Source organism: Caballeronia temeraria, assembly GCF_001544795.2.
Lineage (GTDB): Bacteria > Pseudomonadota > Gammaproteobacteria > Burkholderiales > Burkholderiaceae > Caballeronia > Caballeronia temeraria.
This window is the reverse complement of sequence record NZ_FCOI02000003.1, coordinates 254,893-280,053: the sequence shown is the minus strand read 5'-3', so window position 1 is coordinate 280,053 and position 25,161 is coordinate 254,893. Positions and strand designations below refer to the sequence as shown.

At 64.2% G+C, this 25,161-nt stretch carries 23 protein-coding genes; 17 read left to right on the top strand and 6 right to left on the bottom strand.

Annotation, left to right across the window (positions count from 1 at the left end):
* Window positions 1-26 precede the first annotated feature (26 nt).
* From AWB76_RS06210 to AWB76_RS06175, 8 genes are all read left to right on the top strand, one after another.
* Window positions 27-1,025: a 2-hydroxyacid dehydrogenase gene (locus AWB76_RS06210; RefSeq protein ID WP_061159247.1), complete on the top strand. Its 999-nt coding sequence runs from the start codon at window positions 27-29 to the stop codon at window positions 1,023-1,025.
* Window positions 1,026-1,035: 10 nt separating this feature from the next.
* Window positions 1,036-1,707, top strand: coding sequence for a VIT1/CCC1 transporter family protein (locus AWB76_RS06205; protein WP_061159246.1), 672 nt, complete (start codon window positions 1,036-1,038; stop codon window positions 1,705-1,707).
* Between the two features lie 229 nt (window positions 1,708-1,936).
* Window positions 1,937-3,118 (top strand): DUF3300 domain-containing protein, encoded by a 1,182-nt coding sequence (locus tag AWB76_RS06200; protein WP_061159245.1) that lies wholly within the window; start codon window positions 1,937-1,939, stop codon window positions 3,116-3,118.
* A gap of 10 nt (window positions 3,119-3,128) precedes the next feature.
* On the top strand, window positions 3,129-4,043 hold the full coding sequence (locus tag AWB76_RS06195) for a DUF2950 domain-containing protein (protein ID WP_061159427.1): 915 nt from the start codon (window positions 3,129-3,131) through the stop codon (window positions 4,041-4,043).
* 54 nt (window positions 4,044-4,097) lie between these two features.
* Window positions 4,098-4,571, top strand: coding sequence for a glycine zipper family protein (locus AWB76_RS06190; protein WP_061159244.1), 474 nt, complete (start codon window positions 4,098-4,100; stop codon window positions 4,569-4,571).
* Window positions 4,572-4,606: 35 nt separating this feature from the next.
* A complete protein-coding gene (locus tag AWB76_RS06185; protein ID WP_061159243.1) occupies window positions 4,607-5,194 on the top strand; it encodes a hypothetical protein in 588 nt (195 codons plus the stop codon).
* 37 nt (window positions 5,195-5,231) lie between these two features.
* Window positions 5,232-5,744 carry a hypothetical protein gene (locus tag AWB76_RS06180; RefSeq protein ID WP_061159242.1) on the top strand — a complete coding sequence of 171 codons (513 nt, stop codon included), beginning with the start codon at window positions 5,232-5,234 and terminating at the stop codon, window positions 5,742-5,744.
* A gap of 12 nt (window positions 5,745-5,756) precedes the next feature.
* Window positions 5,757-6,140 (top strand): RT0821/Lpp0805 family surface protein, encoded by a 384-nt coding sequence (locus tag AWB76_RS06175; RefSeq protein ID WP_061159241.1) that lies wholly within the window; start codon window positions 5,757-5,759, stop codon window positions 6,138-6,140.
* 9 nt (window positions 6,141-6,149) lie between these two features.
* Here the strand turns inward: AWB76_RS06175 and AWB76_RS06170 are convergent, their stop codons facing one another.
* Window positions 6,150-7,076, bottom strand: a complete 927-nt coding sequence (locus tag AWB76_RS06170) for a hypothetical protein (protein ID WP_244173250.1) — start codon at window positions 7,074-7,076, stop codon at window positions 6,150-6,152.
* 283 nt (window positions 7,077-7,359) lie between these two features.
* On the opposite strand from AWB76_RS06170, the gene AWB76_RS06165 reads away from it, so the two are divergent.
* The 9 genes from AWB76_RS06165 (at window position 7,360) to AWB76_RS06125 (ending at window position 16,951) form a co-directional block, all read left to right on the top strand.
* Complete coding sequence (locus tag AWB76_RS06165) at window positions 7,360-7,572, top strand: DUF2964 family protein (RefSeq protein ID WP_061159426.1); 213 nt, start codon at window positions 7,360-7,362, stop codon at window positions 7,570-7,572.
* Between the two features lie 58 nt (window positions 7,573-7,630).
* Entirely contained in the window at window positions 7,631-7,888 is a 258-nt protein-coding gene (locus tag AWB76_RS06160; protein ID WP_061159239.1) for an RNA recognition motif domain-containing protein, read from the top strand.
* A 64-nt stretch (window positions 7,889-7,952) separates the two neighbouring features.
* Window positions 7,953-8,786: a polyphosphate kinase 2 gene (ppk2, locus tag AWB76_RS06155; RefSeq protein ID WP_061159238.1), complete on the top strand. Its 834-nt coding sequence runs from the start codon at window positions 7,953-7,955 to the stop codon at window positions 8,784-8,786.
* 27 nt (window positions 8,787-8,813) lie between these two features.
* Window positions 8,814-10,508, top strand: a complete 1,695-nt coding sequence (locus AWB76_RS06150) for a SulP family inorganic anion transporter (protein WP_061159237.1) — start codon at window positions 8,814-8,816, stop codon at window positions 10,506-10,508.
* A 147-nt stretch (window positions 10,509-10,655) separates the two neighbouring features.
* The gene (locus AWB76_RS06145) at window positions 10,656-12,980 is read left to right on the top strand and encodes a DUF3141 domain-containing protein (RefSeq protein WP_061159236.1); all 2,325 of its coding nucleotides are present in this window, start codon (window positions 10,656-10,658) and stop codon (window positions 12,978-12,980) included.
* A 39-nt stretch (window positions 12,981-13,019) separates the two neighbouring features.
* Window positions 13,020-13,958: a phosphate acetyltransferase gene (locus tag AWB76_RS06140; RefSeq protein WP_061159235.1), complete on the top strand. Its 939-nt coding sequence runs from the start codon at window positions 13,020-13,022 to the stop codon at window positions 13,956-13,958.
* Window positions 13,959-13,962: 4 nt separating this feature from the next.
* On the top strand, window positions 13,963-15,165 hold the full coding sequence (locus tag AWB76_RS06135) for an acetate/propionate family kinase (RefSeq protein ID WP_061159234.1): 1,203 nt from the start codon (window positions 13,963-13,965) through the stop codon (window positions 15,163-15,165).
* The gene (gene fabI, locus AWB76_RS06130) at window positions 15,162-15,944 is read left to right on the top strand and encodes an enoyl-ACP reductase FabI (protein WP_061159233.1); all 783 of its coding nucleotides are present in this window, start codon (window positions 15,162-15,164) and stop codon (window positions 15,942-15,944) included. The genes AWB76_RS06135 and fabI overlap by 4 nt, the downstream gene beginning before the upstream one ends.
* 5 nt (window positions 15,945-15,949) lie before the next feature.
* Window positions 15,950-16,951, top strand: a complete 1,002-nt coding sequence (locus AWB76_RS06125; RefSeq protein WP_061159232.1) for a hypothetical protein — start codon at window positions 15,950-15,952, stop codon at window positions 16,949-16,951.
* A gap of 9 nt (window positions 16,952-16,960) precedes the next feature.
* Here AWB76_RS06125 and AWB76_RS06120 read toward each other — a convergent pair whose 3' ends face one another.
* From AWB76_RS06120 to AWB76_RS06100, 5 genes are read right to left on the bottom strand one after another with little or no spacing between them, the layout of a single operon-like run.
* Entirely contained in the window at window positions 16,961-17,545 is a 585-nt protein-coding gene (locus tag AWB76_RS06120) for a PqiC family protein (protein WP_061159231.1), read from the bottom strand.
* Window positions 17,545-19,146 (bottom strand): PqiB family protein, encoded by a 1,602-nt coding sequence (locus AWB76_RS06115; protein ID WP_061159230.1) that lies wholly within the window; start codon window positions 19,144-19,146, stop codon window positions 17,545-17,547. Before AWB76_RS06115 ends, AWB76_RS06120 begins: the two co-directional genes overlap by 1 nt.
* Window positions 19,143-20,429 (bottom strand): paraquat-inducible protein A, encoded by a 1,287-nt coding sequence (locus AWB76_RS06110; protein ID WP_061159229.1) that lies wholly within the window; start codon window positions 20,427-20,429, stop codon window positions 19,143-19,145. Before AWB76_RS06110 ends, AWB76_RS06115 begins: the two co-directional genes overlap by 4 nt.
* Window positions 20,426-21,916, bottom strand: coding sequence for an efflux transporter outer membrane subunit (locus tag AWB76_RS06105; protein ID WP_061159228.1), 1,491 nt, complete (start codon window positions 21,914-21,916; stop codon window positions 20,426-20,428). Before AWB76_RS06105 ends, AWB76_RS06110 begins: the two co-directional genes overlap by 4 nt.
* A 1-nt stretch (window position 21,917) precedes the next feature.
* Entirely contained in the window at window positions 21,918-25,130 is a 3,213-nt protein-coding gene (locus tag AWB76_RS06100) for an efflux RND transporter permease subunit (protein WP_061159227.1), read from the bottom strand.
* Window positions 25,131-25,161: the final 31 nt, after the last annotated feature.

Sequence of the window (25,161 nt, the reverse complement as noted above, 5' to 3'; positions counted from 1 at the left end):
GCCATCACAGTTACAAGGAGCTCATCATGGAAGTGGCGATCTACAGCTCGACGCCTTACGAGCGCCAGTATCTCGACGAGGCCAACAAGGCGGAAAATCACAAGCTCAGGTATCACGACATGTCGCTCGACATGGACACGGTCGAACTCGCCGCGGGCTACGGCGCGGTCTGCATCTTTGTCAATGACAAGGCGGACGCCGAAGTGCTCGAAGCGCTGCACAAGGGCGGCACGCGGCTCGTCGCGCTGCGCTGCACGGGCTTCAACAATGTCGATCTCGCCGCCGCCGCGAAGCTCGGCATCAAGGTCGTGCGCGTCGTCAATTATTCGCCGAACTCGGTGGCGGAGCACGCGGTGGCGCTGCTGCTCGCGATCAATCGCAAGGTGCATCGCGCCTACAACCGCACGCGCGATTCGAACTTCTCGCTCGACGGACTCATCGGTTTCGATCTGTATGGCAAGACGGTCGCGGTCGTGGGAACGGGCAAGATCGGCTGCGTGTTCGCGAAGATCATGCAGGGCTTCGGCTGTCATGTATTCGGCTACGATCCGTATCCGTCGAAGCAGTTCGAAGCGCTGGGACTGAAGTATGCGACCGCCGCGGGCGAGATCGGCGAACGCGCGGATATCGTCGCGCTGTTCTGTCCGCTGACGCCGCAGACGTATCACATCATCAACTCCGAGACGCTCAAGCGCGCAAAGCCCGGCGCGTTGCTCGTCAATACGAGCCGCGGCGGCCTGATCGACACGGAAGCCGTGATTGAAGCGCTGAAGACCGGCCAGCTCGGCGGCCTTGCCATCGACGTCTATGAGCAGGAGGCCGATCTCTTCTTCCGCGATCTCTCCAGCGAAATCATCACCGACGATATCTTCCAGCGGCTCGTCTCGTTTCCCAATGTGATCGTGACAGGGCATCAGGCGTATCTGACGCGCGAAGCATTGACGACGATCTGCGAGACCACGCTTCAGAGCATCACGGCGTTCGAGAAGAATCAGCCGTTGGAAAACGAGGTGAAGGTCGCCTAAGCGCGCGCTCATGCACGACGAGACTGCGTCAGGAAAGCGCGCGCGCGAGCCGGTGCTCGATACCGTCGATCGCGTGTCGGAGATGTGCTTTGGCCTCTTCATGGCGCTGACCTTCGTCGGCACGGTATCGGCGGCGACGGGCGGCGACGCGGCGGGGCACAAGATGCTCTATACGGCGCTCGGCTGCAATCTCGCCTGGGGCCTCGCGGATGCCGTCATGTATCTCGTGCGCACCATCGCGGATCGTGGCCGCAGACATGCGCTCGCGCTCGCCATTCAACGCGAGCGCGACGCGGCGGCGGGCGTGCGCGCATTGCGCGAACGAGTCTCCTCGACGCTCGATCCCTTCATCTCCGACGCCGATCTCGAATCCATACGCAAGCGCGTCGCCGCGAGCGACAGGCTGCCCGAGCACGCGCGCTTCGTGCGCGACGACTTTCTCGCGGCGCTGGGCATTTTCATCATCATCGTGTTGTCGACGTTTCCTGTCGCCGCGCCTTTTGTCCTCGTCAAACATGTGCCGACAGCATTGCTCATCTCGCGCGTACTGACGCTCGCGATGCTCTTCTGCTGCGGCTTCGCATTGGGCGGTTATGCGGGCTGGAGCGGCTGGAAAGCAGGTCTTTCGATGACGGCGCTAGGCGTCATCCTGACGATGGCGATCATCGCTTTGGGCGGGTAAGTAAGAGCCTAAATCGCTCGATAAATCAGCGAATAAACACCTATGCCGGGATTCTTGAAATCGCTAAAGGGTTCGCATATCTTCGAATGACAATCTCTATCGCGCGGCTTCGAGTCCTGCGCGCATCGGGCTAAAGCCGGCATTCGATTCCTGATTCTGAAGTGGTCTGTCTAGCCGGCTATCGCGGCGCGGTATCGGCCGCCTCGCGGCCCGATGCAGGTACGAGACGATGCGTAAATTCATAAGCCTGCTCCTTGTCGTGTCCGCGCTCGCTTGCGGTGCGAATGCTTTCGCTCAGGCGCCGGCGGCAAGCGGCGTTGCGAACGTGTCGATGAATCCGGCCGATCTCGACAAACTCGTCGGCCCGATAGCGTTATATCCCGACGACCTCATCGCCATTATTCTGCCGGCATCGACCTATCCGATCGAGATCGTGCAGGCCGACCGATTTCTCGAACGCAGAAAGGCGGATAAGAATCTGCCCGTGAACGAAGCGTGGCAAGACCCCGTGAAAGCGCTTCTCAATTACCCGGAAGTCGTCAAGAAGATGAGCGCCGATCTCGACTGGACCGTCGCGCTCGGTGAAGCGGTCGTCGCGGATCAGAGCGCGGTGTTGCAGGCGGTGCAGCGCTTTCGCCGGCAGACGCAATCAGTGGGCAATCTCAAGACCGACGACAAGCAGACGGTCGTCGTGGAGAAGGAAGTCATCAAGATCGTGCCGTCGAATCCGGAAGTCATCTACGTGCCGCAATACAACCCGTCGACGGTCGTGGTGAGCAGTCCGGTGCCTGTCTATACCTATGCGCCCGCGCCTTATCCCGTTTACTACTATCCGTATGCGCCCGGCGCGGCGTTCGCGACAGGGCTCATCTGGGGCGCGGCGATCACCGCCGCGTGGCACGGCGGGCACTACGAGACGAACTACAACGGCGGCAACAACACGATCAACATCAATCGCGAGGGCAACGTCAATCGCGCCGAGGTGAAGAACGAGTTGAGCAATCGCGCGGCGAATCGCGGCACGACAGGCTCGCAATCGAGCACGTGGCGATCGGAGAAAAAGCCGGGGCAAGTGTCGGGCACGGGCGCGCGGGCGTCGACGCAACGCGTCGGCGATGCGCCATCGCGGGCGGGCGCGGGCGGTGCCGGCGCAGGCGCGCGCACGCGGTCGGCCGGGCAGAATACGCCGCGCGCGCAGAACACCGGCAATTTCCAGGGACGCGGCGGCGATGCCTTCAGCGGCTACGGCTCCGCGCAGGGCGCGCGGGCGGACAGCGCGCGCGGAGCGGCGAGCCGTCAGTCGATGTCGGGCGGACACGGCGGCCGCAACTTCCAGGGCGGCGGAGGCTTCTCCGGCGGAGGCGGCCGCGGATTCGGCGGCGGCGGCGGCCGTGGCGGTGGACGTCGATAGGAGCCGCGACATGAACATCCCGACTCGCTTGTTGATAGCGCTTGCAACCATCGCGATGCTGCTCGCACCGTTAGGTGTCGCATCGGCGGAACAGCAGCAGACGTTCGCGACGCCCGACGAAGCCGTGAGCGCGCTGGAGCAGGCGCTGAAATCGAACGACGACGCCGCGCTGATCGCGATCTTCGGCAGCGCGCACAAGCGGCTCGTCGTCACGCCCGACGAAGCCGAGAATCGCGAACTGCGCGCCAATGCGCTCGCGGAATTCGAAGCATTTCACATGCTGGAAGAGACGTCGGCGGATCGCCGCATTCTGCGCATCGGCGATGAAGCGTGGCCGATGCCGATTCCCCTCGTGCGCGAACACGGCGTATGGCGCTTCGCAACCGAAGAGGGCGAGCGGGAAGTGCTGGACCGGCGCATCGGCGCGAACGAGCGCGAGGCGATCAAGGTGCTGCGCGCCTATCTCGATGCGCAGCGCGAGTACGCGACGCAGGACCGCATGGGCGACGGCGTGCTGCAATACGCGCGCAAGCTCGGCAGCTCGCCGGGAATGCGCGACGGACTCTACTGGCCCGCCGACGAATCCAAAGGCGAAGAGCTGAGTCCCTTCGGCCCGCTGATCGCCGCGAGCGCGAATTATTTCAAGGATCGAAACCCAGGCGACGCTTATCACGGATATTACTTTCGCATCCTCACGAAGCAGGGAAAGCATGCGGCGGGTGGTGCTTTCAGCTATATCATCCACGGGCGCATGCTGGCAGGCTTCGCGATGGCAGCGTATCCCGCGCAATACGGCGCGAGCGGTGTGATGACTTTCATTGTCAATAACAACGGTGTCGTGTATCAAAAGAACCGTGGTGCGTCCGCACCGCCGCTGACGGAATTCGATCCCGACGCATCCTGGACCCGTGTGCAGGAGCCGTGAAGCAGAACGCGCGCGGATCTCATCGAATCGCCTGAACTCAGGCAAGGAGTCGCCATGAATGCAAAGAGATTGCGTGCGGGCTGCGCCATCGCGATCGCCGTGATCGCGCTCGATGCCATCGCGCAGAGCAAACCCATCGCTTATCCGGCCAAAGGACAAAGCGCGCAGAAACAGCAAAGCGACGACGGCGCGTGCTATAGCTGGGCGAAGAGCAATACGGGCATCGACCCGGCCACCGCGTCGGCGGCGCCGCCACCGCAAGGCGGACCGGCCGTCGGCGGCGGCGAGCGCGTGGGCGGCGCGGCGCGCGGTGCGGCGGGCGGCGCGGTGATCGGCGCGATTGCGGGCGATGCGGGCAAGGGCGCGGCCATCGGCGCGGCGACGGGCACGATGGCGGGCGGCATGCGCGCGCGGCAGAACAAGCGCACGCAGGAAGCCAACGCGCAGGCGCAGAGCCAGGGCGCAATGCAGACGTACTATCGCGCGTGGTCGGCCTGCATGCAGGGACGCGGTTACACGATCCAGTAACGCGGTTGCGATATCGATAAAAAAGGAGCGCGAACATGAAACGCGTCAGCCTCGTTGTCTTGTCGTGCCTTGCGATATCCGCGAGCGCCTATTCAGCCGATCCCGAAACCGACGTGAGCATCGTGCGCAATCCGGACGGCGCCACGGTGCAGGGCGTCGCGAAGGTGACGGCGACGATCGTCGGCATCGATCCGGCGACCCGCACCGTGACGCTGAAAACGCGCGCGGGTAAGGTGATGGAACTGGAAGTCACGAACGAAGCACGCAACTTCGATCAGCTCGCCATCGGCGATGTCGTCAACGCGCAGTATCGAGAATCGCTGACGCTGAGTCTGCTCGACAAGAAGACGCAGCCGTCACGCTCCGAGAGCGACACGTCGGAGCGCGCGCCGGCCGGTGCGAAGCCGGGTGGCGAGATGGGCCGCGAAGTGACGATCATCGCCGATGTGATCGCGGTCGATCCTCACAAAAAAATCGTCACCTTGCGCGGGCCGCGTGGCGAGACGGTCGACCTTCATGTGCAGGACCCCGAACGCCTGAAGCGCGTGAAAAAGGGCGATCAGGTGAAAGCGGTCTATACGGAAGCGTTCGCCATATCCGTGGAACCCGCCATGACGAAATAAGCGCCACGCGAAGCGTGGAGAAACGCGGGAGAGACCAATGAAAAAACGCATCGCATTCGCGTTGACGCACGGCGCGTGCGTCGCCGCGTTCGTGCTCGCCGGTTGCGCGCAGCCGGAACAGCGCGTGCAGCCGGGCATGGATCAGCAGGCGATCGTCGCGAAGCTCGGGCCGCCGAAGGAGACCTACGACTTGCCCAACGGCGGCAAGCGCCTGATGTGGCCCACGCAGCCGATGGGTTCGACGACGACCGCCGTCGATCTCGATGCGTCGGGCAACACGGTCAGTGTTCGGCAAGTGCTTCAGGAAAACGAGTTCTATAAAGCCGAGGTCAACAAGTGGACGCGCAACGACGTGATGGTCGCATTCGGCCGTCCGTTCGAGACCGCGTACTTCAAGCGCATGGATCGCGAGGTGTGGACGTATCGATACATGGAGAACAACATCGATCACATGCTGTTCCATTTCTATTTCGATGCGCAGGGCGTGCTCAGGCAGACGCAAAAGCAGCCGGACCCGAGATACGATCCGAGCCAGCGCAACGTGCTTTGAACGGAGACGATCATGCGCGCAAAAGCGGGCGCAATCGCATGGGGGGTGCTCGGCGCGCTCGCGCTGTCGGGCGCGTGCGTGCATGCCGCGAACCTGAACTTTCTCAACGACACGCCCATCAGCTACATGAAGCCGCCTGATCGGCAGGCGCTCAATCGCGCCGCGCAAAACGCGCTCGACACGAAGCAGGATGGCGAATCCGTGCGATGGAGCAACGAAGGCACCGGAAATCCGGTGCACATCGAAGGCACCGTGACGCCGCGCGACACCGAAAAGAGCGGTAGCGGCACGTGCCGCAAGGTCACGCTCACGGCGATCGCGAAGGGACAGACGCAGACCTGGACGCCGACCGCCTGCAAGAAAGGCGACGGCCCGTGGCAAATTAAAAAGCAGTGACGTCGAGCGCTAGAAGCTGACCGCGAAGCCGAACGAGACACCGTGCACGTTGTGGCCGAACACGTAGCGCACCATCGCGCGCGTGCGTGTGATCACGACGGGATACCGGCTGCTGTCCAGTTCGAGCCCCACGCCCAGCGATGTCAGATCGTTGAAGCCGAGCACGCCCGCGCTGTCGCCGAAGTAATGCGAGTACGCGGTTTCCAGCACGTAGCGAACGGGCCTGTCGAGCGCGGAGAGGCCTGTGGGCGCACGCCAGCGCGCCCACAGGCTGAACTGCTGCGCGGCGGCCGAACCCTGCACGGCATCGGACGAACTGCCGAAGCTGCGTAAATAGATATCGGTTGCACGGAGTTCGACATCGACTTCGTAGTGCTCGCGATAATGTTCCAGATCGAGCATCAGCGAGCCGCCGACACCGTATGCATTGAGCGCGCCGTCCTGGAGGAACTCGAGGTTCGTGTTCGCGACGTGATTGAACACCGTCTGCGCGACGCGCAAATCGCTCGCCACGCGGCCGATCATGCCGTTGAGTATCGGCCGCAAACGCAATTCGTCCGTGATCGGAAAGTCCCAGCCGATGCCGATCGTCGTGCTGGCCGTGTTCCATTTCGCGGGCACGGGACGCTCCTGGTTGCCGTCGGTCGCGATGAACGTGGGATCGTAGCGGCTGTATGCAATCGTGCCTTCCAGATAGAGCGGAAACGATCTGCTGATGGTGAAACCGCCGCCGAGCTGCGTCTGGCCGAAGCCCGGATTGCCGCTCGTGCCGCTGTTGATGGAAAGCGAGCTCGTCGTGACGTCGGGAACGGCGGTGTAGGACATGATCGCGAGCACGGCGTTCGCGTAGTTCTTCACGTTCGCGCCGACGACCGCGCGATCGGGCGACGCCTGCGCCAGCGCGGCAGCGGGCGCGGCGGCCAGCGTGACGAGCATCGCAAGAACCCGCAAACGGACCCGCAGACGGCTCGAAGAAAGGATCGGCTTTCGCATGTGCGCAGCGCCAGAACGTTGAACGGCTGAATGGTCGTACGTTGCATTCGGCTGCTCCGCTGCTGGTTATCGCATTGCGGAGCCGTTGTCCGATCCCACGGTCATACGCAGAAAATGTAGCTTAACGTTGGACGCTCGCCAAGCGCGTTGCGTGCGAGTGTGTTCACAAGGCGCTTCGGGATTTCCTAAACTGAAGCTATCTCGCGCAATGCATCCGGAGACTTCGATGAGACTGAACGAGCCGCGCATGGTGGTTGCCTCGATTGGCGTGTTCATCTGGCTCGCCGGGCTTTACTTCACGATCCACGGTCTCCTGTACGACTTCAAGCCCGAATTCCGCTACGGCATGTGGGCGCTCGGCATTGGCATCGTGATTTTCGTCGTCGCATTGAATCCGCTCGCGCAACGCAAATCGGGAAAACGCGACGGGTCGACCTGAGCCTTCCATTGGTGTATTAGTCGAAGAAACGTCGCAGAACTCATCGGAGAAAATTGCAATGGGCGATCTCTGGATAGGCAATGTGGAAGAGTCCACCACCGACGACGAAATCAGGGATTTTCTCTGCCGCTACGGCTTTCCACCCTACGATTCGATCCAGCGCGTGACAGGCACCGGCGAGCATCCGGCCGCGGTCGTCACCTTCGATTCGATCGAGCCGCACGTGCTGCGCACGTTTCAGCCGCGCATCCACAACATGTTCTGGAAGGACCGCACGCTCGTCGTGCAGGTCATGCCCGAGCGCAGCGAAGAATGACGGCGCCGTTCGGCGCTTTCGACGTGTCGGCGCGGGTTGCATCGAACAACATGGGGAGACCGCGATGAAAGAAGAGAAGGCTGTCAGCGAACCGAGAAGCGCGCGCGAAGGCGCGAGCGTCAATGAGCGCCTGAGCCGCAAGCAGTACGAGAAGGAGCTGGCGCGCCTGCATGTCGAACTCGTGAAACTGCAGGAATGGGCCGTCTACACGGGCGCCAAAGTCTGCATCCTGTTCGAGGGACGCGACGGCGCCGGCAAGGGCGGCACGATCAAGGCAATCACCGAGCGGGTGAGTCCGCGCATCTTTCGCGTGGTCGCGCTGCCCGCGCCGACCGAGCGCGAGAAAACGCAGATGTACGTGCAGCGCTATTTGCCGCATCTTCCCGCCGCCGGCGAGATCATGCTCTTCGACCGAAGCTGGTACAACCGCGCGGGCGTCGAGCGCGTGATGGGCTTCTGCACCGAGGAACAGGCGAAAACCTTCCTGAAAGGCGTGCCGCTCGTGGAGCGTGCGATCATCGATTCGGGCGTGATCCTGCTCAAATACTGGCTCGAAGTCGGTCAGCAGGAGCAGACGCGGCGTCTCGAAGAGCGCATCCACGACGAACGCAAGATATGGAAGCTTTCGCCGATGGATCTGCGTTCGTACAGCCGCTGGTACGACTACTCGCGCGCCCGCGACGACATGTTCGAGGCGACCGACACGGACAACGCGCCGTGGTATGTCGTGCGTTCCGACGACAAGCGCCGCGCGCGCCTGAATCTCATCAGCCATCTGCTCGCGAATATCCCGTACAAGGCCGTGCCGAGAGAGAAGGTGAAGCTGCCCAAGCGCCAGAAGCCGGAAGGGTATCGCGAGAGCGAGCGGCCGCTGCGCTACGTGCCCGAGCGCTTCTGAGCGCAACTGTCCGCGCACGGCATCGCCATGTCGAATCGCGCGTCCATCGCTCCCGAATGGCTGCTGCATTACGAGAAGCAGTGGGCGCGCGCCGATGTCGTCGCGGGACTGACGGCCGCCGCCGTCGTCATACCGAAGGCGCTCGCGTACGCGACCATCGCGGGTCTGCCGGTCCAGGTCGGCCTCTATACGGCGTGCCTGCCGATGATCGTCTACGCGTTCATCGGCTCGTCACGCGCGCTCTCCGTCAGCACGACGACCACGCTCGCGATTCTCGCCGCGAACGCGCTCGGCGTGACCGTCGCGAACGGCGATCCGCAGGCGCTCGCCGTCGCCAACGCGACGCTCACGATGCTCGTCGGCATCATGCTGGTCGCGGCGGCGATCCTGCGCCTCGGCTTCGTCGCGAACTTCATTTCCGAGCCGGTGCTCGTCGGTTTCAAGGCGGGCGTGGCGATCGTCATTGTCGTGGACCAGTTGCCGAAGCTGTTCGGCCTGCACTATCCGAAAGGATCGTTCTTTCACAATGTCGGTGCGTTTGTCGCGGGTTTGCCGCATCTGTCGTCCAGCACGCTCGCGCTCGCCGTGTTGACGCTCGCCGCGCTCGTCGCGTTCGAACGCTTCACGCCGCGCGCGCCGGCGCCGTTGCTCGTCGTGGCTGCGGCGATCGCCGCGGTGGCAGCGTTCAATCTGCGCGCGCACGGCGTGGAAACGGTCGGCGCGGTGCCGGCGGGATTGCCGTCGTGGACAAAGCCGGATTTCGCGCTCGCGTTGAAACTCTGGCCTGACGCGATGGGCATCGCGTTGATGAGCTTCACCGAAAGCATCGCGGCCGCGCGTGCATTCGCGCGCAACGACGAGCCCGCGCCCGATGCGAATCGCGAACTGCTCGCGACCGGCCTCGCGAACGCGGGCGGCGCGTTGTTCGGCGCGATGGTATCGGGGGGCGGAACGAGCCAGACGGCCGTCAACCGGCAGGCGGGCGCGCGCACGCAGCTTGCGGGACTCGTGACGGCCCTCGTCGCGCTGGCGGTCATGCTGCTGTTCGCGCCCCTCATGGCGATGATGCCGCACGCGACGCTCGCCGCCGTCGTCGTGTTCTATTCCATCGGGCTGTTCAGTCCCGCCGAATTCCGCGCGATCCTGAAGATTCGCCGCACCGAGTTTTTCTGGGCGCTGACCGCGTGCGCGGGCGTCGTGCTGCTGGGCACGCTGGAGGGCATCGTCGTCGCGATCGTCGTGTCGCTCTTTGCGCTCGCGCATCAGGTGTCGAATCCGCCCGTGTACGCTTTGAAGCGGATACCGGGCACGAACGTCTTCCGGCGTGCTTCGTCGCGTCATCCCGACGATGAAGCGTTTCCCGGCTTGTTATTGCTGCGTCCCGAAGGCCGGATCTTCTTCGCGAATGCGCAACGTGTCGCCGAAAAAATCCGGCCGCTCGTGCGCGATTCCGATGCGAAGATCGTCGTGCTCGATCTGAGCCGCGTTTTCGATCTCGAATACACCGCGCTCAAGATGATGATCGAAGCCGAAGCGCGCCTCGCCGCGGGCGGAACCACGTTGTGGCTCGCGGGTCTGAATCCGGGCGTGCTCGCGGCGGTGCGGCGTTCGCCGCTCGGGGACGTGCTCGGCGAAACACGCATGTTCTATAACCTCGAACATGTCCTGATGAAGTATGAAGAGATCGTTTCGCGCAATGGCGACGATGCCGCGCATCGTTGATTGGGGCGTCCTGCCACTTGCTTGTCGCACATTGCGCTTAAATTCTGAAGATGGTATTCAATTCATCGGCGCATGCGATCGTCTCACCGGCCGATACATCTGCTTCTGGCGGTATTCCTTGCACGTTCCCATCGCGGAGGTCATGCCATGACGTATGCGGATCAACTGGCGCGCAGCCAGAAAATCGCGGACAAGGTCACACGCGTGTTTCAGAAGCGCGCGGAGCTCGCGCAGCGGGAATTCAGCGAGCGCGCACGCGATGCGGGCACGCGTCTTTTCAGCAACGGCGACACGGATCATTCCGGCGATGCGGCCGCGCATGCAACGGGCCAGTTCGACGGCTACGCGTACGCGGTCGATCTCATGCAGCGCTCGATTCTCTTCTGGGACACGCTGCGCCAGCGCGGCAACAATTTCATCGAGCAGACGAAGCGTGGTCTCGAACCGGTGCTGCATTTCGCGCATGAAATGCTGGTCGATGGACGCACCTTTGCGCGCCCGGTGAACTATGCGCTGTTGCGTATCGTCCCGCCCGAAGGCGTGATGATCGATCCGTTGAAGCGGCCCTATCTCATCATCGATCCGCGTGCGGGACATGGTCCCGGCATCGGCGGATTCAAGGACGATTCGCAAGTGGGCGTCGCGTTGCGCGCGGGGCATCCGGTGTACTTCGTCACGTTCTTCCGCGACCCGCAGCCCGGCCAGACGCTGCTCGATGTCTGCGCGGCCGAGCAGCAGTTCGTGAAGCACGTGCGCGAGCTGCATCCCGAGAGCCCGAAGCCCGCGATCGTCGGCAATTGTCAGGGCGGCTGGGCCGCGATGATGCTCGCCAGCTCGCAGCCCGACGACACCGGTCCGCTCGTCATCAACGGCGCGCCGATGTCGTACTGGAGCGGCGCGTGGAGCGAAGGCGAGGGCGACAACCCGATGCGCTATTCGGGCGGCATGCTGGGCGGCACGTGGCTCGCGTCGCTGACGGCGGATCTCGGCAACGGCAAGTTCGACGGCGCGTATCTCGTCGAGAACTTCGAGAACCTCAATCCCGCGAACAGCTTCTGGGACAAGTACTACACGCTGTTCGACAAGATCGACACCGAACCGCCGCGCTTTCTCGATTTCGAACGCTGGTGGGGCGGCTATTACCTGATGAACCGCGAAGAGATCGAATGGATCACGCGCAATCTTTTCGTCGGCAACACGCTGTGGTCGGGCGAAACGCGCGGCGTGTCGGGCGCGTCGTTCGATCTGCGCGCGATCAAGTCGCCGATCATTCTCTTCGCGTCGATGGGCGACAACATCACGCCGCCGCAACAGGCCTTCAACTGGGTCGCGGATATCTACGGCAGCACCGACGAAATCAAGGCGCGCGGCCAGGTGATCGTCGGTCTGATGCACAAGAGCATCGGGCATCTCGGCATCTTCGTGAGCGGCAAAGTCGCGAAGAAGGAATACACGCAGATCGCATCGGTGCTGGAAGCGATCGAATCGTTTCCGCCGGGGCTTTACGGAATGGAGATCACCGAGCGCACGGGCGAGAACGGCAAGACCGAATACGACGTGAACTTCCACGAGCGCCGTCTCGAAGACGTGACCGCGCGCTTCAACCGCTTCGAGCGTCTGGACGAGCGGCCATTCGAAGCGGTGAAACAGGTATCGGATTTCAATCAGCGCGCGTATGAACTGTTCGCGCAGCCGTTCGTGCAGGCGATGGCCAACGACGAGACCGCGAAGATGCTGCGCGCGTTTCATCCCTTGCGCGCGCAACGCTGGATGTTCTCCGATCTCAATCCGTGGCTCGCATGGCTCGGCCCGGCGGCGGATGCAGTGAAAGCCGCGCGCAAACCCGGCACCGAACGCGACGTGTTGCGCCGAGCGGAGCATTGCGGCTCCGACATGATCAGCGCGAGCCTCGACTTCTATCGCGCGATGCGCGATGCAGCCACGGAAGCGATGTTCTTCTCCGTCTACGGCAACATGCTGCCGGCGCGTCGCGCACAAGAACATGAGGCGCACGACCATCCGACCGATCCGCGCGATCTGCCTTTCGTTCAGGAAGCGCTCGCGTCCGTCACTCATGGCGGTTATGCGGAAGCCGTTGCGCGCGTCGCGTGTCTGTTGATGCGTCACGACGAGCCGTTGCCGCTCGCGCGCATGATGCTGCGTCAGGAACTCGCGGCGGATTACGCGGAGTATTTTCCGCAAATGCCGCGCGACGAATGGCGGCGCATTCGCGGCGAGCAGGAGATCATCGTGCGCTACGAGCCGGAGGAAGCGCTGGCGGCGTTGCCCGATCTGCTCGAAAACAGCGACGATCGCAAGAAGCTGCTCACGCTCATCGACAAGCTGCACGCCGATAGCCGCATGCAAGGCTTCGAGCCGACGCCCGTGCAGCAGGAGATGCTCGCGCGCATCCGCGCAGCGTTGCCTGTGAAGGCGGCGCGCACGGCAAGACGTTCCGCGCCCGCGCATTGAGGCGCCGGCGGCTCAGTTCAGGTTCACACCGGAGGCGATATGGATAACCGGAACGAAAAGTACGAACGGCTCATCGCGGTTTGCCGCGAGTTGCCGCCGCTCGCGGTGGCCGTCGTGCATCCTTGCGACCAGACATCGCTCGAAGGCGCGGTGAAGGCGCACGAGATGGGCCTGATCTCGCCGCTGCTTGTCGGACCGCGCGAGCGCATTCGCGAAGTCGCGGAGGAGTGCGAGCTCAACATCGCGGGCTTTCCGGTGATCGATGTGCCGCATAGCCACGCGGCCGCGGAAGCGGCGGTGGAACTCGTGCGCGAAGCGAAAGCCGAGGCGCTGATGAAAGGCAGCCTGCATACCGACGAAGTGATGGCCGCGGTCGTGAAGCGTGAAGGCGGCCTGCGCACGCAACGGCGCGTATCGCATTGCTTCATCATGAACGTGCCGAATCACGAGAACGTGCTCATCATCAGCGACGCCGCGATCAACATCGCGCCGACGCTCGCCGATAAAGTCGACATCCTGCAAAACGCGATCGACCTCGGTCACGCGCTGCGTTTCGAACAGGTGCGCGTCGCGATTCTCTCGGCGATGGAAACGGTGAACCCGAAAGTACCGTCCACGCTGGAAGCGGCCGCGCTCTGCAAGATGGTGGACCGTCATCAGATCACGGGTGCGCTCGTCGATGGTCCGCTTGCGCTCGACAACGCGATCGATCTCCAGGCGGCGAAGACGAAGAAGATCGATTCGCCCGTCGCGGGACGCGCGAACGTGCTGATCGTGCCGGATCTCGAAGCGGGCAACATGCTCGCGAAGAGTCTGTCCTTTCTCGCGAATGCGGATGCGGCGGGCATCGTGCTCGGCGCGCGCGTGCCGATCATTCTGACGAGCCGCGCCGATTCGCTGCATTCGCGGCTCGCTTCTTGCGCGATTGCAGTGCTCGTGGCGTCGAAGCGCCGCGAAGAAGCGCAAGTGATAGGGTGAACACATGGCCGATGTCATTCTGGTTCTGAACGCGGGTTCGTCGAGCATCAAGTACAGCGCGTTCGATATCGAAGACGAACAGCTCGAGCTCGTCACGCACGGGCAAGTCGAAGGCTTGTTCAGTTCGCCGCATTTCGTCGCGCTCAATGCGAAGGGCGAGAAGATCGGCGAGCATTCGTGGGGCGAAGGCGTGAAGCTCGAGCATTCCGATGCGATCGCGCATCTCGGCGCGTTTCTGCGCGGACATGGCGCGGGGCATCATCTGATCGGCGTGGGGCATCGTGTCGTGCATGGCGGAGCGCGCTTCACGAAGCCCGTGCTGACCACTCCTGAAGTCGTCGACGAACTCGACAAGCTCACGCCGCTTGCACCGTTGCATCAGCCGCACAATCTCAAGCCGATACGCATCATCGCCGAGCGCAATCCGGACCTGCCGCAAGTCGCGTGCTTCGACACGGCTTTTCACGCGACGCAAGACCCGCTCGCGCAGGCGTTCGCGCTGCCCGAATCGATCACGAAGAACGGCGTGCGTCGTTATGGCTTTCATGGCCTCTCGTATGAATACATCGCGAGTGCGCTGCCGGGTATCGCGCCCGATGCCGCGCGCGGACGCACGGTCGTCGCGCATCTGGGCAACGGCGCGAGCCTGTGCGCGATGCACGCGGGCAAGAGCGTCGCGAGCACGATGGGCTTCACCGCCGTCGACGGTCTCATGATGGGCACGCGCTGCGGCAACCTCGATCCGGGCGTGATCCTCTATCTGCTCGACGAACTCGGCATGAACGCGCGCGATATCGAAGACCTGCTGTATCGCAAGTCGGGGTTGCTCGGCGTATCCGGCGTATCGGGCGACATGCGCGCGTTGCTCGCGAGCAGCGACGAACGCGCGCGCTTCGCCATCGATCTCTATGTGTATCGCATCGCGCGCGAACTCGGGTCGATGAGCGCCGCGCTGCAAGGGCTCGATGCCATCGTGTTCACGGCGGGCATCGGCGAGCATTCGAAAGAGATACGTCAGCGTGTGTGCGAGCAGGTCGCGTGGTGGGGCATCGAGCTGGATGCCAAAGCCAACGGAAGCGGCGGCCCGCGCATCAGCACGGCGTCGAGCAAGGTGAGCGCGTGGGTGATTCCGACCAACGAGGAACTGATGATCGCGCGCCATGCGCTGGCGCTGATCGGTGACAAACGCGAAGGAGCATCCGCATGACGCTCAACGTACCGCAACCGGTTCTGAAGGGCGCGAAGGCGCTCGTCACGGGCATCGCCAACGAGCATTCGATCGCCTATGGTTGTGCGAAGGCGTTCCGCGAACTGGGCGCCGATCTCGCCATCACGTACGCCGACGAGAAAGCGCGCCCGTATGTCGAGCCGCTCGCCAAAGACCTCGACGCGCCGATCTTCATGCCGCTCAACGCGTCGAGCCAGGATGAGCTCGATGCGGTGTTCGAGCGCATCGCGAGCGAGTGGGGCACGCTCGACATTCTCGTGCATTCGATCGCATGGGCGCCGAAGGACGATCTGCAAGGCGGCCTGTTGAACTGCTCGGCCGATGGCTTCGCGAAGGCGATGGACATCTCCTGCCACTCGTTCGTGCGCATGGCGCGGCTCGCGGCGCCGCTGATGAAGGACGGCGGCACGATGTTCACGATGAGCTATCACGGCGCGAACAAGGTGGTGCCCAACTACAACGTGATGGGCCCGGTCAAGGCCGCGCTCGAAGCGTGCGCGCGCTATCTCGCGTATGAACTCGGTCCGCAGGGCGTGCGTGTGCATGCGATATCGCCGGGGCCGCTCAAGACGCGCGCGGCATCGGGGCTCAAGGACTTCGACCTTCTGCTCACGGAAGCCGCGCAACGTGCGCCGCTCGGCGAGCTGGTCGACATCATGGACGTCGGTTTCACGTGCGCGTTTCTCGCGACGCCTTTCGCGCGGCGCTTGTCGGGCGAGACGCTTTACGTCGATGGCGGCGTGCACATCATGGGATAGGCAGCATGTTCAACTGGCTTTTCGGGCGCGACAAGGAAAGCTCGCGCGAGGACGTGAAGGAGGCGCTCGGCCGTATCGTCGGGATCGCGCCTCAGGTGCGTCTCGCGAACCGCTATGAAACGCGGCTCGCGCCCGTCGTCGGGAAAACGCTCGATCATGCGCGGGAACTGGTCGGCGCGCTGCCCGCGCCGCGCGACGCGACGCCATCGGCATGGGCCGACGATCCGTATCTGCGCGCGAAGTTCGCGACGCCCGACGACGTCACGCGCGTGATCGGCGAATCGAACGAGGTACGCGGCTGGTTCGACGACAACATCGCCGCCGATCACGCGTTCGCCGTGCTGGGCGCGACGCTTGTCGAGCGACGCGTGCTCGTGTCGGCGGTCGAAGGCGGCGCGATGCGCTCGGATGTCGCGCGCACGTCGGTCGGCTTCGACGACAAGCGCATGCGTTTTTGCTGCGGCACGGACGAAGCGCTCAGGCAGGAACTGGAGCAGCGGATCGTCGAGCAGTTCGTGCTCGAAGCGATGTCGCGCGTCGCGCAGAACGAAGCGCGGCGGGATGCGTTGCAGGAACATCGCGCGTTGCTGACGGCGCGCATGCAGATACTCGGCCGGCGCGGGGCGGGCATGAGCAGCCTGATCGCATCGACGGATCTCGCGGGAGATTCCACGCGGCTTCAGCGCGACTTCGAGGAGAACGAAGCCGCGCTTGCCGCGCTCGGCTCGCTCGCCGATTCCATCGAGACGCAGTTGCAGACGATCGTCGATTTGCTCGCGGAGCCGGCGGCGCTTATCTCCGTCACGCGTCGCGAGCTGTGCCTGAATCAGATGAACCTGCTGATGGACGAGCGGTGCGATGAACCGCATGCGGACATCGCGATTCAGCTCGCGCATCTGCCGACACAGCCGCCGCAGACGCGCGCGGTCGAGATCGTGCGCATCGCGCGGCGGGATGTACCGCCTGGGGGTGTCGCGTTTGAGGAGGCGGCGCGGCTGGTGTTGTGACAACCGACGCTAGTTGAGCCCGCTCCCAACGATCGCCGCCGCAATATCCCGGCTCACGCTCGCGAGCGCGCGGCTGTGCGCGGCCACTAACGCATCCCAATCGCCGCCATTCACCGGCTCGCGCACGAGCGACCTGCCGGTGAGCGCATGGTCGTCGCCGAAACGTCGCACGGTCCAGCGTGCATCGATCGCGACGGCATCGCCAGGAACGGATTCGAACTGTTGAATATCGAGGCGCACGCGCCACGCGTTCGTCTCGGCGATCGCGCGCGACGCGGGCGCAACCTTGTCCGACGCAAGCAGCAACGCGAGATCGCCCGCGACCGCATCCGCGATGCTGCTCCTGAGCGGCTCGCCCCAGCGCGCATATTCATTGAGCGAGACTTCGTTGTTCGTGTCGCGCGTGACGATCTGCGGCCGGTCGACGAGATCGGGCACCGTCACCGGCCCGACGATCACCGGCCGCGTGCTCGCGCGCGTGCTCGTCGCGGCGAGCGTCGGATCGGCGCTCAAGCGGTAGAAGCTCGCGCTGGGCGAGCTGCATCCGGCGAGCATCGCGATCGAGAGAACGAAAGAGACGAGTACGGGACGCATCACTTCTTGTCCTCCGGCTTGCCGCGCAGCAACGCTTCCGGATGCTGCTGCAAATAATCCGCGAGACTGCGGAACGACGCGGCGGTGCGCGTCAGCTCGCGGATGGCTTCGGCCGTGTCCTGCTGCAAGCCGGAATCCGGCATGAGCGTGGAATGCGCGGCATCGAGCGCGGCGCGCGCGGCGGCCAGCGTTGTCGCGGCCTGCGGCACGACTTCCGTGTTGAGGCCCTGCATCAGCCGGGTCGTGCTGTCGAGCGTCTGCCGCGCGCTCGCCGTCAGCTCCTCGATCGGCAGCTTGTCGATGCGCGTCATGATCCGGTTGATCGAGTCCTGCAGCGAGTCGAGACCGCTCGGCGTCGTCGGCATCTCGGGCGGCGTGCGGCTCCAGTCGATGGTCGCCTTCTTCGCGTTGGGGAAGAAGTCGATCGACACATACAGCTGGCCCGTCAGCAGACTGCCCGTGCGCAACTGCGCGCGCATCCCGTGCGCGACGAGCTGGTCCGCGAGTTCGCGGCGGTCGGTCGTGAGCCGTCCGCCCTTCGGCAGGCTCTCGAAGCGCGACGTGAAGCGCTCGGGATAAAGATTGACCTCAACCGGTATGCTGATGCGCTTCGTGACCGGATCGAAGCGCGTATAGATGGCCGTGACCTCGCCGATCTGAATGCCGCGGAATTCCACCGGCGCGCCCACGGCGAGGCCGCGCACGGAGCCATCGAAGGGAAAGACGTATTTGTCGACGATGCTTTCCCGCTGGCGCAGCGCCTCGGCGCGTGTCGCGTGCAGCGTGAACGTAGTATCGCGCGGCGCCTCCGCCCAACTGAGCGACACGGCGGGCGTCTCGAACGCGAGCCCGCCGATCAGAATCGAGACGAGCGATTGCGTGTTCACCTTGAGACCGTCGGTGCCGAGCGCCACGTCGATGCCGCCCGCCTGCCAGAAACGCGAATCGGCATTCACGTACCGGTCGTAGGGCGCGTTGACGAACACGTGCAGCGTGACGCCGCTGCCGTCCTTGTCCAGCTCGAACGCGGTCACCTGACCCACTTGCAGACGGCGGAAATAGACCGGCGTGCCGACATCGACCGAGCCGAGATCCGCCGCCTTCAGCACGAACTGCCGCCCCGGCACGTCGCTCGCGAAGACCGGCGGCGTTTCGAGGCCGGTGTAGTCGCGCCGGCTGTCCTTTGAACGGCCGATATCCATGCCGATATACGCGCCCGACAGCAGCGTGCTGATGCCCGACACCGAGCCGCCCGCCACGCGCGGACGCACGACCCAGAAACGCGTGTCGGTGACGAGCATGTTGCTCGCGTCGCGCGTCAGTTCGGCGGTGGCGATCACGCTCGTGTAGTCCTTCGACAGCGCGACCGTCTTCACGAGGCCGATGTCCACGTCCTTGAACTTGATCTTCGTCTTGCCCGCTTCGAGCCCTTCGCCGGTCTTGAAGCTGATCGTGACGGTCGGCCCTTTCTCCAGCACGGCCTGCGCCGCGAGCCAGATGCCGACGATCACCGCGATCGCGGGCACGACCCACACCCACGGAATGCGCCAGCGCTTTTTCGGCACGACTTCGGCGTCGGGCGTGTTGTCGGGCGTGCTCATCGCGATCCCTGCCGAGGCGGCGCAAAGTCCCAGATGAGGCGCGGATCGAAGGACATCGCCGCGAACATCGTCAGCACGACGACCGCGCCGAACGCGATCGCCGCCGGGCCGGCCTCGATCGTCGCCATCGCGCTGAACTGCACGAGCGCGACGAGCACGGCGATCACGTAGATATCGAGCATCGACCAGCGGCCCACCAGTTCGACGACGCGATAGATGCGCGCGCGTTGCGCATTCTGCTGCGTCATGCGCAGATTCGCGCTCGTGGCGAGATAGCCGATCGCGAGGATCTTGAGCATCGGCACGGCGATGCTCGCAATGAACACGATGATCGCGAGCGGCCACGAACCGGACTGCCACAGATACGCGACGCCGCTCATGATCGTGTCCTTCTGCGCGCCGAAGAGCGAGCTCGTGTTCATCACCGGCAACAGATTGGCTGGAACGTAGAGAATCGCCGCCGAAATCAGATACGCCCACGTGCGCGAGAGGCTCGCCGGTTTGCGCAGATGCAGATGCGCGCCGCAGCGTGGGCAGCACAGATGATCGCCATGCAGGATGCCGCGCGTGGAAAGGCCGCAATCGTGACACACGCAGATGCCGCTTTCCGCCGCCGTGCGTCCCAGAAGGTGCGTGTCGGCTGGCATGCCGGGCGGCGCGCCTTCGATGCGTTGCCACATCGCGCGTTCATCGAACGACGATGCCGCCGCGACGAGCAGCAGCATCAGCGCCGCGAGCGACCACAGCGCCGGTCCCGTCACCACCGACGCGATATGCGCGAGCTTCACGACCGCGACAAGAAGGCCGAGCATCAGCACTTCGGTCATGCCCCAGTTGCGCGCGACGCGCAGCAGGCGAAACACGGTGTCGGCGTGCCACGGACTGCGGTCCAGATAGAGCGGCAGCAGCAGCCACACCATGCCGAGCGCCTGCAGCGCGGGCATCAGGACGGTCGTGATGAAGATGAGCGCGGCGAGCGGCCACATGCCGTCGCGATACAGCACGCGCACCGCGCCGATCAGCGTCGTCTCGACGAGATCGCCGTTCACCGCGAGCCCGACGATCGGAAATGCGTTCGAAATCAGCCACAGCACGCAGGCGGCGAGCGCATACGCGAGCGCGCGATCGAAGCCGCGCGCCCGGCGCCGGTACAGCACGGCGCGGCAGCGGCAGCAGCGCAGCATGCCGCCGGGCGGCACGTCGCGCTCGCGCTGTATCAGATCGCACTCGTGGCAGGCGATCAGCGGGCGCGTGTCGCGATCATCGGACGTGGCCGTGTTCATTGCACTGTCTGCGAAGCGGGCTGGCCCGGTTTGGCCGAATCGGCGGATGGCGTCGCCGACTGTTGCTGCGTCGTCATCTTGTCGGCTGCGATGACCCAGCCGCCGCCCATCACCTTGTAGAGCGTGACGAAGGACACGAGCGCCGCGGCCTGTGTCTGCGTCTCCGAAAGCTGCGCGTTGAACAGGCTGCGCTCGGCGTCGAGCACTTCGATATAACTCGTATAGCCGCCTTCATAGCGCGCCCGCGCGAGACGCGAATAGGTGGCGAGCGCCGTGACCTGGCGAACCTGCACTTCGAGCTGCTCATGCAGTTTCTGCGAGGCGATGAGCGCGTCGTCGACTTCCTGGAACGCGACCTGGATCGCCTTCTGGTAGGTGAGCAGCGCCGCCTGCTGCTGCGCTTCGGCCGACTGCACCTGACCCGAGATATTGCCCGCCGTGAAGATGGGCTGCGTGACCTGTCCCGCGAACGACCAGATGCGCGATGGTCCCGTGAAAAGCGACGAGAACTGGCCGCTCGCGGTGCCGAGCAGACCCGTCAGCGAAATCTGCGGGAAGTAGAGCGCCCGCGCCGCGCCGATGAGCGCGTTCGCCGCGACCAGATCCTGTTCCGCCTGGAGCAGATCGGGACGACGCTCCAGCAGGTCGGAAGGCAGGCCGGCAGGGATGACGGGCGTCGACAGCTCGCCGAGCGTCCGTCCGCGCACGATCGGCCCGGGATTCGCGCCGAGCAGGACCGAGAGCGCGTCTTCCTGCTGCGCGATCTGCGTTTCGAGCTGCGGAATCGTCGAGAGCGAGGCTTCGTATTCGGACTGGCTTTGCGCGAGTTCCATCTGCGAGACTTCGCCGCCTTCGAAGCGCAAGGTGAACACGTGCACCGATTCGGCGCGGCTTTGCGTCGTCGCCTTGGCGATTTCGAGCTGCTTGTCGAGGCTGCGCAGATTCAGATACGACGACGCCACCGACGCCACCAGCGAGAGAATCGTCGCGCGCCGTCCTTCCTCGCTCGACAGCAGTTGCGCGCGCGCGGCTTCGGTCAGCCGCCGGTTGCGGCCGAAGAGATCGAGTTCCCACGACGCGGCAACCGACAACTGGAAGTCGTTGTAAGTCGGCCCGAAGCCGTTGAGCGGCTGCGGGCCCGCCGCCGACGCGCGTTGCCGCGATGCCGTCGCGCCCGCCGATATCTGCGGGAACAGCGCCGCGCGCGTCGTGACGAACTGGCCCAGGAACTGATCGACGCGCGCCGCCGCGATCTTCACGTCCTTGTTGTTCGCGAGCGCCGTCGTGATCAGCTCGTTGAGCACCGGGTCCTGAAACTGCTGCCACCATTCGGTGTTCGCGGTGTCGGACACTTCGCTCGCGGCGAAGCGATACGTCGCCGGGGTATCGACCGGCTGGCGCGAATAGTTCGGGCCGAGCAGGCAGCCGGAGAGGGACAGCGCCGCGGCGATGCCCGACAGGGAAAGAATGAGCCTGGCGCGCCTCATGTCATTCCCCCTTGTCCGGAGCGGACGGCGAAGCGTTCGGGCCACTGCCGCCTTGCGTCTGCTTCGCATCGGCCGCGTTTGCTTCGGCGCCTTTCTGTTTCTTCGAGCGCGAGGACATCGTTTCCAGTCCCCAGAAGAACATCGGGATGAAGAACACGGCGATGACCGTCGCGCCGAGCATCCCGCCGATCACGCCCGTGCCGATCGAATGGCGGCTGTTCGCCGACGCGCCCGTCGCGATCGCGAGCGGCACGCAGCCGAGAATGAACGCGAGCGAGGTCATCACGATCGGCCGCAACCGTTCTTCGGCGGCGGTCATGGCGGCGTCGTAGATGGACTCGCCCGACTCGCGATTCAGCACGGCGAACTCGAAGATGAGAATCGCGTTCTTCGCCGCGAGCGCGACGAGCATCGTGAGACCGATCTGGAAGTACACGTCGTTGTTCAGGCCGCGCAACAGGATGGCGAGCAGCGCGCCGAAAATCGCGAACGGCACCGCCATCAGCACGCCGAACGGCAGGCTCCACTTCTCGTACTGCGCGGCGAGGATCAGGAAGACCATCACGAGACCGAATATGAACACGAGCGCCGACGAGCTGCCCGACTGTTTCGCCTCGTAAGCCTCGCCGCTCCACCCGATGCCGTAATCGGTCGGCAAATCCTTAGCGATGTCTTCCAGCGCCGCGATCACTTGCCCCGACGCATAACCCGGCGCGGCGTTCGCCGTGATCTTCACCGCCGGGAAATTGTTGAAGCGCGTGATGAGATCGGGACCGGTGACGTACTTCGTATTGACCACGGCCTTGAGCGGCACCATCTCGCCGGTCTTGCTCTTCACGAAGATCTGCGTGAGGTCGTCCGGCTTCAGCCGATACTGCGGCTCCGCTTGCAGGATCACCTGCCACAGGCGGCTCGAACGATTGAACTGCGAGACATAGAGCGAGCCGAACATCGTCTGCATGGCGCTGTAGACGTCCTCGACAGGCACGCCGAGCGTTTCGGCCTTGTCGCGGTCGACGTTGGCGAGCAGTTGCTGCGACGACGCGTTGAACGTGTTCGTCACGCCCGTCAGCTCGGGCCGCGCTTTCGCCTTCGCGACGAAATCGTCGACGACCGCGGCGAACTGCGCGATGGTCGCATCGCCCTTGCTCTGAATCCACATTTCGGTGCCGCCCGTGGTGCCGAGACCCGGAATCGATGGCGGATTCAGCGGCACGACGATGCCCTGCCTGATCTGCGACAGATTCTTGTAAGCATCGACGAGCACGGCGCGCGCGTTCTGCGTGCGGATATTCGCCGATGTATAGCGATCCTCGAAACTCTTGAAGCCGACGAAGAACGTGGACGAATTGTTCTTGTTCTGGCTGTCGAGAATGGAGAAGCCATCGACCGTCGTGATGCTGCCGACCGCCGGCTGCTTCATGAAGTATTCGGTGACGCGATCGGACACGGCGCCGGTGCGGTCGAGCGACGCGGCATCGGGCATGATCACCGCGCCGAGCAGATAGCCCTGATCCTCGGGTGGCAGGAACGCGGTCGGAATGTCCTTCATCATCACGACCGCGAGCGCGATCATGCCGGCGAAAAGCAGCAGCGCGATCGCGAAGCGCTTGATGACGAGCCGCACGAGGCTCGTGTAGCCCCGCGTCATGCGCGCGAATTGGTTGTCGAACCAGCGGAAAAAGCCCTTTTTCTCGTGATGTCCGGGTTTCAGCAGCAAGGAGGCGAGGGCCGGCGACAAGGTCAGCGCGACGATACCCGAGATCACCACCGATATCGCGATGGTGATGGCGAACTGCTTGTACATCTGCCCCGTGATGCCGGAGAGGAACGCGACCGGCACGAACACCGCGCACAGCACGAGCACGATCGCGACGACCGGCCCGGCCACTTCGTCCATCGCTTTCTTGGCGGCGGTTTTCGGATCGAGCTTGTGCACGGTCATGTTGCGCTCGACGTTCTCGATCACGACGATCGCGTCGTCCACGACAATCCCGATTGCGAGCACCATGCCGAACAGCGTCAGCATGTTGATGGAGAAGCCGAGCGCCTCCATGCCCATGAACGTGCCGACGATCGACACCGGCACCGCGAGCACCGGAATCAGCGTGGCGCGCAGGCTCTGCAGGAACACGAACACGACGATCACCACCAGCACGACCGCTTCGAAGAACGTATGCACGACGTCGGAGATGGACGCGCGCGTGAACTCTGTCGTGTCCATCGCGATCTGGTAGTCGATGCCCTGCGGGAAGGTCTTTTTCATCTCCGCGAGCGTCGCGCGCACCTGCTTCGACACGTCGAGCGCGTTTGCGCCCGGCTGCTGATAGACAGCGATCACCGTCGCCGATTTGCCCTGGAACCGGCTGCGGATCGAATAGTCCTTTTGCCCGAGTTCGGCGCGCCCGACGTCCTTCAGGCGCACGATCGCCGCGCCGCCCGATTGCGCGCGAATGATGATGTTCTCGAACTCGGCCGGCTCGGTGAGACGGCCTGTCGTCGTCACCGCGAACGATTGTTCGACCGGCGCGCCCGTCGGCGATTGCCCGAGGCGGCCGACCGCGAACTGCTGGTTCTGATTGGCGACGGCGCGCTGCACGTCGGCGGCGGTGATGCCGAGCTGCGCCATGCGGTCGGGTTTGAGCCAGATGCGCATCGCGTAGTCGGGCGTGCCGAAGATCGCGGACTGGTTCGCGCCGGGAATGCGCTTCAACGCGTCGAGGACATAGACGTTCGCGTAGTTCGCAATATACGTCGCGTCATAGCGCTCGTCGGGCGAATAGATGGCGATCACCATCATGAACGCCTGCGACTTCTTCTGCACCTGCACGCCCTGATTCGTCACCGATTGCGGCAGTTGCGGCAGCGCGAGGTTCACGCGGTTCTGCACGTCGACCTGAGCGAGCTCCGGGTTCGTGCCGATCTGGAAGTAGGCGTTGATCGTCAGGTTGCCCGTCGATGAGCTGGACGAGCTCATGTAGATCATGTTGTCCGCGCCGTTGACCTGCTGCTCGATCGGCGCGGCGACGTTGTTCGCGACGACATCGGCGCTCGCGCCCGGATAGGTCGCGGAGACGGTGATCTGCGGCGGCGTGATGTCGGGATATTGCGCGGTGGGCAGCGCGAGCATCGTCAGCGCGCCGCCCAGCGTGATGACGATCGATATGACCGACGCGAAAATCGGGCGGTCAATGCAAAAGTGTGAAATGTTCATTGGCCTTTTCCGCGCGACATGCTGGCGATAG